The 13,378-nt window shown below is 70.1% G+C and carries 16 protein-coding genes; 8 read left to right on the top strand and 8 right to left on the bottom strand.

Annotation, left to right across the window (positions count from 1 at the left end):
• Nucleotides 1–1,113 (bottom strand): hypothetical protein, encoded by a 1,113-nt coding sequence (locus Q0283_RS03225; RefSeq protein WP_183530059.1) that lies wholly within the window; start codon nt 1,111–1,113, stop codon nt 1–3.
• Nucleotides 1,110–1,445, bottom strand: coding sequence for a DUF6507 family protein (locus Q0283_RS03220; RefSeq protein ID WP_255459786.1), 336 nt, complete (start codon nt 1,443–1,445; stop codon nt 1,110–1,112). Before Q0283_RS03220 ends, Q0283_RS03225 begins: the two co-directional genes overlap by 4 nt.
• A gap of 404 nt (nt 1,446–1,849) precedes the next feature.
• Between Q0283_RS03220 and aceA the strand changes: the two genes are divergently transcribed.
• The 4 genes from aceA (at nt 1,850) to Q0283_RS03200 (ending at nt 5,868) form a co-directional block, all read left to right on the top strand.
• Nucleotides 1,850–3,145: an isocitrate lyase gene (gene aceA / locus Q0283_RS03215; RefSeq protein WP_183529936.1), complete on the top strand. Its 1,296-nt coding sequence runs from the start codon at nt 1,850–1,852 to the stop codon at nt 3,143–3,145.
• Between the two features lie 231 nt (nt 3,146–3,376).
• Nucleotides 3,377–5,050, top strand: a complete 1,674-nt coding sequence (gene aceB, locus Q0283_RS03210; protein WP_183529938.1) for a malate synthase A — start codon at nt 3,377–3,379, stop codon at nt 5,048–5,050.
• A gap of 161 nt (nt 5,051–5,211) precedes the next feature.
• Complete coding sequence (locus Q0283_RS03205) at nt 5,212–5,583, top strand: glyoxalase superfamily protein (RefSeq protein WP_183529941.1); 372 nt, start codon at nt 5,212–5,214, stop codon at nt 5,581–5,583.
• Between the two features lie 114 nt (nt 5,584–5,697).
• Nucleotides 5,698–5,868, top strand: a complete 171-nt coding sequence (locus tag Q0283_RS03200; RefSeq protein WP_183529943.1) for a hypothetical protein — start codon at nt 5,698–5,700, stop codon at nt 5,866–5,868.
• A 66-nt stretch (nt 5,869–5,934) separates the two neighbouring features.
• Here the strand turns inward: Q0283_RS03200 and Q0283_RS03195 are convergent, their stop codons facing one another.
• The 5 genes from Q0283_RS03195 to Q0283_RS03175 all read right to left on the bottom strand — a co-directional run bounded on the left by Q0283_RS03195 (nt 5,935) and on the right by Q0283_RS03175 (nt 9,594).
• Nucleotides 5,935–6,186 (bottom strand): hypothetical protein, encoded by a 252-nt coding sequence (locus Q0283_RS03195; RefSeq protein ID WP_183529945.1) that lies wholly within the window; start codon nt 6,184–6,186, stop codon nt 5,935–5,937.
• 67 nt (nt 6,187–6,253) lie between these two features.
• The gene (locus Q0283_RS03190; RefSeq protein ID WP_183529947.1) at nt 6,254–7,228 is read right to left on the bottom strand and encodes a tryptophan-rich sensory protein; all 975 of its coding nucleotides are present in this window, start codon (nt 7,226–7,228) and stop codon (nt 6,254–6,256) included.
• Nucleotides 7,225–7,731, bottom strand: a complete 507-nt coding sequence (locus Q0283_RS03185; protein ID WP_183529949.1) for a thioesterase family protein — start codon at nt 7,729–7,731, stop codon at nt 7,225–7,227. The genes Q0283_RS03190 and Q0283_RS03185 overlap by 4 nt, the downstream gene beginning before the upstream one ends.
• A 47-nt stretch (nt 7,732–7,778) precedes the next feature.
• The gene (locus Q0283_RS03180) at nt 7,779–8,903 is read right to left on the bottom strand and encodes a DNA adenine methylase (protein ID WP_183529951.1); all 1,125 of its coding nucleotides are present in this window, start codon (nt 8,901–8,903) and stop codon (nt 7,779–7,781) included.
• 10 nt (nt 8,904–8,913) lie between these two features.
• Nucleotides 8,914–9,594: a YoaK family protein gene (locus tag Q0283_RS03175; protein ID WP_255459781.1), complete on the bottom strand. Its 681-nt coding sequence runs from the start codon at nt 9,592–9,594 to the stop codon at nt 8,914–8,916.
• Nucleotides 9,595–9,684: 90 nt separating this feature from the next.
• Between Q0283_RS03175 and Q0283_RS03170 the strand changes: the two genes are divergently transcribed.
• From Q0283_RS03170 to Q0283_RS03155, 4 genes are all read left to right on the top strand, one after another.
• The gene (locus Q0283_RS03170; protein WP_183529953.1) at nt 9,685–10,803 is read left to right on the top strand and encodes a YihY/virulence factor BrkB family protein; all 1,119 of its coding nucleotides are present in this window, start codon (nt 9,685–9,687) and stop codon (nt 10,801–10,803) included.
• 105 nt (nt 10,804–10,908) lie between these two features.
• On the top strand, nt 10,909–11,064 hold the full coding sequence (locus Q0283_RS03165; protein WP_183529955.1) for a hypothetical protein: 156 nt from the start codon (nt 10,909–10,911) through the stop codon (nt 11,062–11,064).
• Between the two features lie 53 nt (nt 11,065–11,117).
• Nucleotides 11,118–11,525 (top strand): DUF3052 domain-containing protein, encoded by a 408-nt coding sequence (locus tag Q0283_RS03160; RefSeq protein ID WP_183529957.1) that lies wholly within the window; start codon nt 11,118–11,120, stop codon nt 11,523–11,525.
• A gap of 131 nt (nt 11,526–11,656) precedes the next feature.
• On the top strand, nt 11,657–12,286 hold the full coding sequence (locus tag Q0283_RS03155) for a hypothetical protein (RefSeq protein WP_183529959.1): 630 nt from the start codon (nt 11,657–11,659) through the stop codon (nt 12,284–12,286).
• 106 nt (nt 12,287–12,392) lie between these two features.
• Here Q0283_RS03155 and catA read toward each other — a convergent pair whose 3' ends face one another.
• On the bottom strand, nt 12,393–13,283 hold the full coding sequence (catA, locus tag Q0283_RS03150; protein ID WP_010144050.1) for a catechol 1,2-dioxygenase: 891 nt from the start codon (nt 13,281–13,283) through the stop codon (nt 12,393–12,395).
• Nucleotides 13,284–13,378 lie beyond the last annotated feature (95 nt).

The raw sequence follows: 13,378 nt of genomic DNA, 5'->3' as shown, positions 1-13,378 counted from the left end.
TCAGCCTCCCCAGAAGTTGTTCCAGGCGTTCTTCACGCCATCGGCGAAGCCCTCGCCGTCCGTCCAGTTGTCAATGGTATTGCCCAGGATCTCTCCACCCCAGCCACCTGCGATACCACCGGCCACGCCCCCGATGATGCCGCCGACCACGGTCCCCACCGGGCCACCGACCATGGTGCCCACGGCCGCACCGGCGGCCGCGCCGCCCCAGGCGCCACCCGCGGAGCCCAGGAAGGAGCCACCGGCACCGAGCGTGGCCGACTTGACCGCGCTGCCGGTCTGCTCTGCCGTGGTCATCCCCGGGTTCTCGACGAGGTCCTGGTTCCATTCCTCGGAGTAGTTGCCCCATGCCGACAGGACGACGTCCGCCCCCTCCAGGAAGCGGCCGCCCCACTTCGCCCATCCGGGCGGGTTGGGCAGGTCGGCCGCGATGACGACCGGGGTACGCGTCTCGACCCTCGTCTGGGTCAGGTCGAGTTCCGTGTACCGGAGCCTGCTGCCGTCCGCGAACTCGATCTGGAGGTCGGTGTACCGCACCGACGTGACGGTGATGGTGTCCACGACGTCGAAGGTGAACCTGTGGACCCGGTGCCCCTCGAGGGCCTCCTGGACCAGGGCGCTGGTGGCGCCGGCCTCCGGGCCCGCGAACTGCCCGGGGGTGTACGGGGTGTCCGGGTTGACGGCCCTGATGTTGTGAGCGCACTGCTCCTCCAGCTCGGCCATCTGCTGCGCGACGGCGTTGACCGCGCTTTGGGCCTCCTGCTCGTCGGCCACGTCGGCGTAGCAGGCCAAGGCCCCCGCGACCGCACTGTCATAGGCGTCCTTCAGCCCGTCCATCGCATCGCAGTAGGCATCGATGGCCAGGTAGACCGCCCGCGTCCCGGACCTGCCGGCATCGCCGTAGTCGACGACGGGGTCGGCGGCAGCATAGACAGTGCCCATGTCCAGGGTGTCCGACGTGATGTACCCGTTGGCCTGGATGTCGCCCCAACTGGCCTTGACCTCGTCCGCCCGGTCGGAGATCGCCTTCCCCGCATCCCTGATCCCCTGGGCGGCCGCCCGCAGTGCTCCCGTGTCGGGGAAGGCGGGCAGGCCGCCGAGGTCGACACTCACTGGGCGTCCTCCCAGCTCGAGGGGACGTCCGAGATCTCGCTCCGGGCGTCCGCCGCCATCTGCTCGTTGCCGTCGATGAAGGCGTTCACCATCTTCTGGCCCTCGTTGACGATGTTGGTGCTGCGCCAGTGGGCCATCGTCGCCACGGGCGCGAGGTAGCCGTCGTGGACCTCCTGGAGGGCACCGGCGATCAGCGTGCTCTGGCACTCTGCCGCGGTGCCCTCCACGGCGGTGCGCAGATCGGTGATGAGCGCTTCGAACTCGCCGGCATGTGTGCGGGTCGCCGCTATGACGCCGTTGGCGCCGTCCTCATCCACCCGGTAGTCAACCATGGTGTCCACCCTCCCATCCTCGGCACGGCCTCACCGGCCCCACGACTCTCGACAGTCTAGGAACGGTCCGCCCCGGCCGCGATGGGGAGTTCTCCCCATCCTCCTGCCGTGCACCCGCCTGGCGCTCCGACGGGCCCGCCCCGGCCCGCGGGCGCGGGGGCGCGAGGCGGCGATGAGCCCCCTTGTCAAGGAATGACACTTTTGGCCCCATCCGAACCTGCCAGAAGCGATACAAGGCTCGTTCAGCGCGAGATATCACCTTTCTGACCATTGTGAAGATGGGGTGAAATTTTCCGCCGATCTCCACCCCACGGGGGCTTGCCGCGGTCAAGACTGGTGGTCAACGAAGCGATCCACATCACTTCGACCGCCACAGTCCACACCCGACTCGCAGGAGAGCCGACATGGAACCGAACACCCCCGCATCCGCCGAACAGCTCCAGCACGACTGGGACCACAACCCCCGGTGGGCCAACACCGAGCGCACCTTCACCGCTGAGGACGTCGTCAAGCTGCGCGGCCGCGTCCAGGAGGAGCACACCCTGGCCCGCCGCGGTTCCGACAAGCTCTGGGAGCAGCTGACCACCGAGCACGCCGAGGGCAAGTTCACCAACGCCCTGGGGGCCCTCACCGGCAACATGGCCGTCCAGCAGGTCAAGGCCGGATTGCGCGCCATCTACCTCTCCGGTTGGCAGGTCGCCGCTGACGCGAACCTCTCCGGCCACACCTACCCGGACCAGTCCCTGTACCCGGCCAACTCCGTCCCGGCCGTGGTGCGCCGCATCAACAACGCCCTGATGCGCGCCGACCAGATCGAGTTCTCCGAGGGCATCCAGACCGTCGAGGACTACCTGGTCCCGATCGTGGCCGACGCCGAGGCCGGCTTCGGCGGCCCGCTGAACGCCTACGAACTGATGAAGGCCATGATTGCCGCCGGTGCCTCCGGGGTGCACTGGGAGGACCAGCTGGCCTCCGAGAAGAAGTGCGGTCACCTGGGTGGCAAGGTGCTGATCCCGACCGGTCAGCACATCCGCACCCTGAACGCCGCCCGCCTGGCCGCAGACGTCTCCGGCGTCAACTCGGTGGTCATCGCCCGGACCGACGCGGAGGCCGCCACCCTGATCACCTCCGACGTGGATGAGCGCGATGCCGAGTTCATCACCGGTGAGCGCACCGCCGAGGGCTTCTACAAGGTGCGCAACGGCATCGAGCCCTGCATCGCCCGCGCCAAGGCCTACGCCCCCTACTCCGACCTGATCTGGATGGAGACCGGCACCCCGGACCTGGAGCTGGCCAAGAAGTTCGCCGAGGCCGTCAAGTCCGAGTTCCCGGACCAGATGCTCTCGTACAACTGCTCCCCGTCCTTCAACTGGCGGAAGAACCTGGACGACGAGACCATCGCCAAGTTCCAGCGCGAGCTGGGGGCCATGGGCTACACCTTCCAGTTCATCACCCTGGCCGGCTTCCACGCCCTGAACCACTCCATGTTCGACCTGGCCAAGGGGTACAACGAGCGCCAGATGTCCGCCTACGTGGAGCTGCAGGAGCGGGAGTTCGCCGACGAGGCCCGCGGCTACACCGCCACCAAGCACCAGCGCGAGGTCGGCACCGGGTACTTCGACGCCATCTCCACCGCGGTCAACCCCGACAGCTCCACCACGGCGCTGGCCGGCTCCACCGAGGCCGGACAGTTCCACTGATCCCCACCGCGGCCGGCCTCGCGCCGAGCTGACGCACCGGTGGCGGCCGGGCCCTCCCGGCCCGGCCGCCACCTGCCTTCCCCACCGGACCCGAACACCAGCCCGACGCCGACGCCCCACCGACAGGCGCCGCCGTCGCCCTCCTCTCCCCTCACCAGCCCGGGGCACAGCAACCACTTTTCCTCCGGCCCCCGCCTAGGGCGGAACGGCCACACTCCCAAGGAGACCACCATGTACCCCACCGACCAGCCCATCACCCTTAACGGCGTGACGATCACCGGACCCCACCTGCCGCGGCAGGAGGAGATCCTCACCCCGGACGCCCTCGAGTTCCTGGCCGTGCTGCACCGCCGGTTCAACGGCCGCCGCGCCGAGCTGCTGGCCCGGCGACAGGAGATCCGCGAGCGCATCTCCCAGGGGTGGACCCCGGACTTCCTGACCGAGACCCGTTCCATCCGTGAGGACGAGTCCTGGCGCGTCGCCCCGCTCTCGCCCGGGCTGAAGGACCGCCGGGTCGAGATCACCGGCCCGGTGGACCGCAAGATGACGATCAACGCGCTGAACTCCGGGGCGAAGTGCTGGCTGGCCGACTTCGAGGACTCCTCCTCGCCGTCGTGGTCGAACGTGCTCAACGGCCAGGTGAACCTCAAGGACGCCATCCGCCGCAAGATCGACTTCACCTCCCCGGAGGGCAAGGAGTACAAGCTCGGCGGCGTGCAGCTGGTGGACCGGCCGACCATCATCGTCCGTCCCCGCGGCTGGCACCTGGACGAGGACCACCTGATGGTGGACGGCGAGCCGATGTCCGGGTCGCTGGTGGACTTCGGCCTGTACTTCTTCCACAACGCCAAGGAGCTGCTGCGGCGCGGTATCGGTCCGTACTTCTACCTGCCCAAGACCGAGAACCACCTCGAGGCCCGGTTGTGGAACTGCGTGTTCGTGGTGGCCCAGGACCACCTCGGCATCCCGCAGGGCACCGTCCGCGCCACCGTGCTGATCGAGACGATCACCGCCGCGTTCGAGATGGAGGAGATCCTCTACCAGCTGCGCAACCACGCCGCCGGCCTGAACGCCGGACGCTGGGACTACATCTTCTCCATCATCAAGAACTTCCGGGACCGCGGCGAGGAGTTCGTGCTGCCGGACCGGGCGGACGTGACGATGACCGCCCCGATGATGCGCTCCTACACCGACCAGCTGGTGCGCGCCTGCCACAAGCGCGGCGCCTCGGCGATCGGTGGCATGGCGGCCTTCATCCCGAACCGCCGTGACCCGGAGGCCAACGAGATGGCGCTGGCCAAGGTGCGCGAGGACAAGACCCGCGAGGCCAACGACGGCTTCGACGGCTCCTGGGTGGCCCACCCGGACCTGGTCCCGGTGGCCATGGAGGTCTTCGACGAGGTGCTGGGCGACCGCCGCAACCAGATCCGCTCCGCCAAGCGCGAGGACGTGACCCCGGACGCCCAGGGTCTGCTGGCCGTCTCCCAGACGCCCGGGGAGATCACCGAGAAGGGCGTGCGCACCAACATCGAGGTCGGCATCCGCTACGTGGAGTCCTGGCTGCGGGGCAACGGCGCGGCCGCCATCCACAACCTCATGGAGGACGCCGCCACCGCGGAGATCTCGCGTTCCCAGATCTGGCAGTGGATCAACGCCGGTTCCACGGCACGGTTGTCCGACGGCGGCACCCGCACCGTGACCCGCGAGTGGGTCCAGGAACTGATGGACGAGGAGTTCGCGGCCATTGAGCGCTCCGAGGGGGACCGCTTCGACGACGCGCTCGCCGTGTTCGCCGGATCCGCCCTGGCCGAGGAGTTCCCGGACTTCCTGACCCTGCCTGCCTACCGGCAGTTCCTCTCGGCCAACGCCCCGGCGCGGCAGGAGATGGCGGGCGCCACCGCCTGACCCGGCCCGGCGCCCGCACCCCGGCACGCGGCGGCCGGATCCGCCCCTCTGGACCCGTGATCATCGGGACCCGGGGGCGGATCCGGCCGCCGCTCCCCTGTCCGGGGGGATGCGTCGTCGGACCGTGCCATGGCCGGCGGGCTGCGTCTACCCTGTGCGTCATGGACATGAAGATCGAGCTCGTGGCCCTGCCGGTCACCGACGTCGACCGGGCCAAGGGCTTCTACGTCGACCAGGTGGGGTTCCACGCCGACCACGACCACGTCATCTCCCCCGACCTGCGCTTCGTCCAGCTCACCCCGCCGGGATCGGCCTGTTCGGTGGCCCTGGGCGTGGGCATCACCGAGATGGCCCCGGGCTCGCAGAAGGGCCTCCAGATGGTCATCGCGGACGCCGACGCCGCCCGGGCCGAACTGGTGTCCCGGGGCGTCGACTGCAGCGATGTCGACGAGCAGCCCTGGGGCCGGTTCGTCTACTTCGCCGATCCCGACGGGAACACCTGGTCCCTGCAGCAGATGCCACCGGGATCCTGACCTTCCCCCTATTCAGCCGCGCCTTCCGCTCACCGGTCTCGCCCGGGGATGCCGTTTCCGTGCCCCCGGGAACGTGGTGCAGACTGGAGGCCCGACCTACTTACAGGAGGACGTATGAGCACCGAACCCGTCAACCCGGAGGTCCCGGACGAGGACCGTCTCGACGAGCCGCAGACCCAGTTCAGCGAGAACGAGAAGTCCTCGCGCGGCCCGGAGACCGAGGAGGAGCTGGACGAGCAGGTCGAGGACACCTTCCCGGCCTCTGACCCGCCGGCCAACTACTGAGCGCCACCCCGCCTCACGCGAAGGGCCCCGGAGACCAGGAATGGTCTCCGGGGCCCTTCGCGTGAGTCAGTAATTGGCCGGGGGGTCGGAGGCGGGAAAGGACTCCTCCTCCCATTCGTCGGCCCGGGCGTCATCGGCATCGTGACGCCTCTTGGCCTCCGCAGCGGCCTCCCGGGCCTCCTCGGCGGCGGCACGCGCCTCCTCAGCGGCCTCCCGGGCCTCCTCGGCAGCTGCTCGGGTCTCCTCCGCTGCCTCCTGGGACGGGGCTCCCGCGGGGGCTTCGTCGGGATCACCAGGGGTGCGTGGTTCGGTACTCATGGGGCCTCCTGCTCCGGCATGATGGATGCTCGGAGGATACTCCCGACCCCCCGGGCAGGTCAGGGGCTCAGCGCCCGTCGATCGGATCACCGTCGCCGTCCAGGGCGTCGGCGATCAGGTCACGCGCCTCCCCGGTGACGGATCTGCGGGACAGCAGCCAGGCGGCGATGGTGGCCAGCACGACCAGGACCGAGGCGCCGGCCGCGGTGAGCGCCAGCGACGCCGACTGCAGCCCCGAGCCGTCGGAGCGCCCGACGGCGATCCACGCCAGCCCCCAGGCGGTCGCCAGCGCCGGGGCGAACCGGCCACCGTCGTAGAGCGCCGTGGCCGTGGCGATCAGCGTGGCGACCACCACCAGGATGGTCGCCCAGACGACCGGCCCCAGCGGCGCACCGGTCCAGCCGAGGGACGCCAGCCATGCCGCCGTGTTGGCCAGGGTCGCCACGGTGACCCAGCCCAGGTAGAGCCCCTGGACGCCGTCGAGCAGGATCCGCTCGGTCCAGCGCGCGGCGGATCCCCGGGACGGGGCGGCGGTCCCTCCGGCACCGACCGCCGTCGCCGGCGGGTCGGCTTCGCGGTAGCGTGCGGACTCCAGGATCACGAGGACCCGGCACAGGCAGGCCAGCAACAGGACGATGACGAGCACGCTGACGGCCAGCCAGCCGGCCTGCACGACCCAGATCCAGGCCGAGTTCAGGACGACCCCCGCGAGGATCCACGGCCGTGCGGCGTTGTGCCGGGGGGTGTCCGCGGCCGGGAAGAACTGCCAGATCCCGTAGCCCACGAGGCCGGTGTAGATGACCGACCAGATGGAGAAGGCGGGCCCGGCCGGGGCGATCCAGGTGCTGTCCGCCGTCAGCCAGCCGTCGGCGGCCTCCACGATCGGGGTCCCGCCGATCGCGCCGGAACCGACGAAGGCGCTGACGATGGCGAGCACGATGACCACCGCCGTCGCGGTCTGACCGGTCCGGGTGGCCAGGGCACCGGCCGCGCCGGGGGCGCGGGCCGGCCGGGCAGGTCCGTGGGCGGGGGCGGTGCTCATGAGCCGCCCCCCGGGCCGGCGCCGGACGGTGCCGCCCCGGCCGTCACGACGCCGGCTCCCCCGGCCCGCTCGTCCTCGACGCGCCCGGGGTCCGGCCAGCGCCAGTCCTCGAGTCCGGCCCGCTCGGTGTCCGTCAGCGGCCGGGATGATCCGTCACCGGTGATCACCACCATCACGGCGTCCACCGTGAACACGGGCCGGTCCTGTTGGACGCCCTGGTGGCGCAGGGTGAAGGAGCTGGTGCCCACCCGGAGCACCCCCACGCGCACCTCGAGCGGGGTGCCGTAGTGAGCCGGGCGGTGGTAGTCGATGACCTGCCGGGCCACCACGCGTCCGCCCACGGACTGGGACTCCGCCACGGAGTCCGGGCCGTCCACGTGCATCTGGAAGCGGACGCGCGCCTCCTCGGCCAGGGTCACCACGCGCGCGTTGTTGATGTGGCCCAGCAGGTCCTGGTCGGACCACCGCAGTTCCAGGGGGATGGGCAGGTATCTCTCGGTCATGGCGTCCTTTCGGGGTCGGCGCCGGCCCCTTCCGCAGACGGGTGCCGTTACGGGCCTGTGGACAGCGTACCGAGGGCGGCCGCCGTGCGGTCCAGGACTCGGGAACGCTGACCGCCGGCACCGTCGGCCAGCCCGGCCGCGACGTCCCGGACGGCCTGTGCCCCGCCGGCCACGAACACGTACTCCGTGTTGCGCAGGTGGGACACGGCGCCCACCTTCTTCCCGGCCGGGTTGTGGATGCCGATCTGGGCCCCCACGTACCTCTTGGAGTCGAAGGCGAAGACCTCGACCGCCTCGTGCCCGGAGTCCCGCAGCATGCCCGCCATCTGTGGGACGGTGATCCAGGACTCGTCGTTGTAGGACAGGATCACGGTCCTCGCCCGGATCCGGGACAGCACGTCCGCGAGCGCTGCCGGCATGGTGCGCCGGGAGTTGAACACGCTGCGGGTCTCGTCGTCGCGCACGTCCACCCGCTTGCAGGCCACCCCGTAGTGGTCGGGGGCGTCCCACCGGACCAGGGTCTCCCACACGTGGTAGTTCGCGAAGTACCGATGCTGGTTGTAGGGCGGGTCCACGTAGCAGAGGTCCACCGCCGGCAGCATGCCCACGGTCTGCATGACGTCCCCCGTGACCGAGGCCCCGGGCCCGTCCAGCAGCACCGGCACCCGCAGTTCCAGGTCCCGCATCGACCGCGGGGCCCAGTCCTTCAGGTACGCCATCTGGATCCCGGTGGTGGAGTCCACCCGGTCGGCGGCCTCCAGGAGCGAGGTCAGCAGGACGGGGTACAGGTCCGTGCCCGCGTGCTCGTCCTCGATCCGCTGCCGGATCGCGTCGATGCGCATCCCGTTCTTGGGCTGGAAGTACCTCGCCTGCTCGCAGAAGGTCTCGGTGACGTACCCGCGCACCGGCGGCGTGGCCTGGAGGTCCGCGAGGACCGCGGCGAGGTGCTCGCGGTCCACGGCCCGCGCGTCGGTGGCGATGTAACAGCCGGCGAGCACGCCGGTGTAGGTGGCCCGGTCCGCGGCCGTGGTGTGGATGCCGCGCCGCTTGAACTCCTGGGCCACCCGGGTGGTCCCGGAGAACAGGTCGACGGCGGTGCGCGCCCCGGCCGCCTCCGCCATGGCCCCCAGGACCGGCACCAGGACCCGCTTGGAGCCCAGGTACTTGATCATGACCTCGAACCTAGTCCACCGCGCCGCGGTGCCGGCGGAGGTCGAGCATCGCGGCGATCCCGGCCAGCAGGACCACGGCGACCCACAGGGCTCCCAGTCCCCAGGCGAGATAGGCGAAGGCACCGATGGCGGATCCGAGGGCGATCGCCGCCCACAGGGCCAGGAACCGCAGCCAGACGACCCGGTTGCCCCCGGTCAGGGCCAGCGCCAGGTGCTGTCCGGTCTTCACCAGGGTCCCCGTCATATAGGTCAGTCCCACCGTCACCTCGCCGCCGCGGGTGAAGGTGCCGTTGACGGCACCCATGCCGGCGGCCACCGCGGGAGGGACGGCCACCCTCAGCACCGGGACCAGGGACATCAGGGCCGCGAGCAGCAGGAACGCCATGGACACCCAGACGGCGGTCGACCGGGGCCCGGCAGGCTCCGGCCGGTCCCCTCTCGAGGAGCGCAGGTGCACGGCCAGGGAGGACATCACCACGCCGGCCACGAAGAACGCGACGAGACCCATGGCCTTCGCCCAGGCCAGCGGGTCCCCCTGGGCGATGTCGGCGCCTGCCCGGGTCGAGTTCCCGGACATGAACGACACGAAGTACCCGCCGAGGTGGATGAAGGCCACCCCGTCCACGAAGCCGGCCGTGGCGGTCAGGATCCCCGCGAGCACCCCTTCCCGGGGCGTCAGTGATCCCGCCAACGGCCTGCTCCCTTCTGGTCGACGACTCGACTTTACCGGGGACGGGTGGGTTAGATGTGGAGGAACGATGGAACAACGAGAGGACGTACCGTGCCCATCAAGGACCCGATCGACGCGACACTGGAGGCTGCCGACGCCCCGGCGCCGGACAGCGACAAGAAACCGGACAGTCCTCCGAAGTTGAACGGCGCGAGCCGGAAGTACGCCCTCAAACGGGCCCTCAAGGAGTTCGGATCCGACGGCGGCACCGACCTGGCCGCCATGCTGACCTACTACACGGTCCTGTCCCTGGCCCCGGCACTGCTGGCGATCTTCTCCATCATCACGCTCGTGCTGGCCAACAACGCGGAGACCGTCACCGCCCTGGTGGAAGACCTGGTGAAGCAGTACGTCCCCGCCGACTACCAGGCGCTGGTGGTCAACCTGGTGGAGACGATGACCAGTTCGGCCAGCGGAGGCGTGATCGCGCTGATCATCGGTATCGCCACGGCCCTGTGGTCGTCCTCGGCCTACGTGAAGGCCTTCTCCCGCTGCATGAACACCATCTACGGCGTCGAGGAAGGGCGCGGTTTCGTGAAGCAGGTCGTGTCCATGCTGCTGGTCACCCTGGTCCTGCTCGTCGGGGTGGTGCTGATCCTCGTCTCCCTCGCCCTGAACGAGGCCCTGGTGTCCGGGGTGCTGGGCCCCCTCGCCGAACCGCTCGGCCTCACGGACATGCTGCAGTTCCTGACCCAGACCTTCCTGCCCGTCTGGGCCTGGGTGAAGTGGCTCGTCATCCTGGCCCTGGTGATCGCCATGATCGCCGTCCTGTACTACTTCACGCCCATCGTGAAGCAGCCCAAGTTCACCTGGGTCAGCATCGGCGCCGTCGTGGCGATCGTCGGCATCGGCCTGGCCGGTGTCGCGCTGTACATCTACTTCAGCTTCTTCGCCGGCTACAGCTCCTACGGGGCGATCGGCACGGTGATGGCCCTGCTGTTCGCACTCTGGATCTTCAACATCGTCCTGTTGCTCGGCGCCGAGATCGATGCCGAGATGGAACGCGCCCGCCAGCTCCAGGCGGGCATCCAGGCCGAGGAGATGATCCAGTTGCCCCCGCGCAGCACGGACAAGGTGGAGAAGGCCAGGGAGGCTCGGGACAAGCTCGAGGCCGACGGCCGCGTCCTCCGGCTGGCCTACGGCGGGGAGTCGGATGACAAGAAGGAGTGATGCCCCGTCCTGAGGGGTAGGGTCCCGCCCCGTCCGGCGGGGCCCGGCACCACGACGGCGGCCCGGTACCCGGTGCAGGACCGCTGCGCCGGGTGCCGGGAGGGGGTGCGCCTGCTGCCGCTGGCGATTCCTCTCAACCTCGGCCTGACGCGCGGCATCGGCCTGCCGATGCCGGCGTTGAGCAACCGGATGCGCTCCGTGCGCCCGCCCACCTCCGCGTCGATGGTGTCCCCGTCGATGACCCGCGCCACGGTGGCCTGATCGCGGCCGTACCCTCGCTCCGGTCCGTCATAGTGCCGGTGCACAATGCAGCCATGGCCGAGACGACGAACCAGCCCGCCACACCCGCCAAGACGACGGCCCAGAAGCTCTTCATCAAGCCCGGAGACGTCCTGTACCTGGGCGGGGGCCACCAAGGCCTGCACGCCCTGCTCGACCCGATGCCCGCGGACGTGCTCGTGACCCAGGAGATCGGCGAGGCCACCGCCGTCGTGCTCTTCGCCCAGGACCAGCGCTCGCTGGACGGCGTCCTGGACGACTGGCTCGAACCGGCCCTCGGCGCACGGGTGCTGTGGATCGGCTACCCCAAGGGCGGGCGCTCGGACATCAACCGGGACTCCATCTGGAAGGACCTCCAAGGGCGCGGGCACACGCTCAACGCCAACGTCCCGCTGTCCGGGGAGTGGTCCTCGGTGCGCGTCAAGACCACGCCGGCGCGATAGCGGCGGTTCGTCCCACCGGGCGCGGCGGCCCGCAGCGGACGCCCCCTGGCCGACTCGTAGACTGGGGGCACGCTGGCCTGCACTCGCCGGTCCGCGCTCCGACGACTCAGGGAACTGTACCCATGCGCCGAATGTCCGATCCCGCCTACGTCACTGAAGCCCAGAACAACCTGCACGCGGAGAACATCGCCCCGATCACCCAGCTCTGCGAGTCGCTGAAGGACCCCGACAAGGGTCCCGTACCGTACGTCGACCCGGGATACGACGTGGACGAGGCCCGGATCCTCGTGCTCACGGCGGCCCCCGGACCGGGCACCGCCTCCGGGTTCCTCTCCCACGAGAACGACGACGACACCTCCGAGCGCCTGCTCCGCGTCTTCCAGGGCGCCGGACTGGCACCGCGCTATGCCGTCCCATGGACCGTCCACCCCTGGACCCAGGACGACTTCGCGATCAACCTCACCAAGGACCAGATCGCCGCGGGCGTGAAGCCCTTCAACCGGTTCCTCAAGCTGGTTCCCCGGGTCGTGGCCATCATGGCCCACGGCGGGGAGGCCCAGAAGCTCATCAAGGCCTTCTCGGCCACGATCGGCGGGACCATCCTGGACAGCAAGGCGATCAAGGTCTTCCCCCTGCCGGCACTCCACGCGCAGTCCGCGACCAGGAAGCAGACCCCGGAGGAGGCCGAGGAGCAGATGACCGAGGCCTACGCGCAGGCCATGCGGCTGTGCGGCATCCGCCCGCTCGTCTCGGGGAACTGACCACACGACAAGGCCCCGCAGGCCACAGGCCTGCGGGGCCTCCCGTTCCCGGAACCGGGTTCCCGGTGTCACCTCACGGCGACGCCGGTCCTCCCGTTCCGCAGTATCAGACGCGCAGGTGCGCCGGGGTCTCGTCCGAGACCGGATCCAGGACGAAGTCGTAGTCGACCTGGACGCCGTCGCCGTCCGCGGCCGGCTTCGGGTCGAGCATCAGCTCGGGCTTCACCGCAGTGGCGATGTCGTCCTCGTTGTGCGGATCACCCGGGAAGTACAGCTGGGCGGTCAGCAGCTCGTGGCCGGGGGCCGAGACCTTCAGGTGCAGGTGCGCGGGCCGCCAGGCGTGCCAGCCGGCGGCGGCGATCAGCTGGCCGCAGGCGCCGTCGGTCGGGATCTGGTACGGGGCCGGCTGCAGGGACCTGATCGCGAAGTAGCCCTCCTCGTCGGCGATGAAGGTGCCGCGCAGGTTCCAGTCCGGGATGCCGGGGGCGAACTGGGCGTAGAAGCCGTCCTCGTCCGCGTGCCACAGCTCGATCTTGGCGTTCGGCAGGGGCTTGCCCTCGGTGCTGGTGACCTGGCCCTGGAAGAGCATCATGGTGCCCTTCTCGTCCGGGCGCATGTCGATGGTGGCGGGCTTGCCCTTGCCGGTCTCGTGGCGCGGGGCGTCCGGGATGTAGTACGGCCCCTCGATGGAGCCCTTGTTGCCCTCACGGTGCTCCGTGGCGACCTCCTCCACGGAGTGCTCCAGCCACACGTCCAGGAACAGCGGCCACTCGCCGTCCTCGCCCACCTTGATCAGCCAGGCCTTGAGGGCGTTGAACTCGGGGTAGGTGACCTTCTTCTCGAGGATGATGTCGTTGGCGGCCTGCACGAGGGCCGAGGCCAGCTCGTTGACACGGGCCTGATCGGCCTCGACCGCCGCGGTCTTCCCGGACTGGCGGAACCGGTCGGTGGCCGCGGCGCCGGAGGCGGCTGCGGTGGCTTGCTCCTGGGGGGTCATGGTTTCTCCTTCATCGTGGTGCATCGGTGGTGGGGATCACGTCGTCCGCGCCGTGCTGCCGGTCACATTGTTGCGTCCAGCCTATGGATGGCGCG

Origin of the sequence: uncultured Citricoccus sp., from assembly GCF_937871995.1 — a bacterium.
In the GTDB taxonomy this organism is placed as follows: domain Bacteria; phylum Actinomycetota; class Actinomycetes; order Actinomycetales; family Micrococcaceae; genus Citricoccus.
Note: the sequence above shows the minus strand (reverse complement) of the source record. Positions and strands in the feature narration are given on the sequence as shown.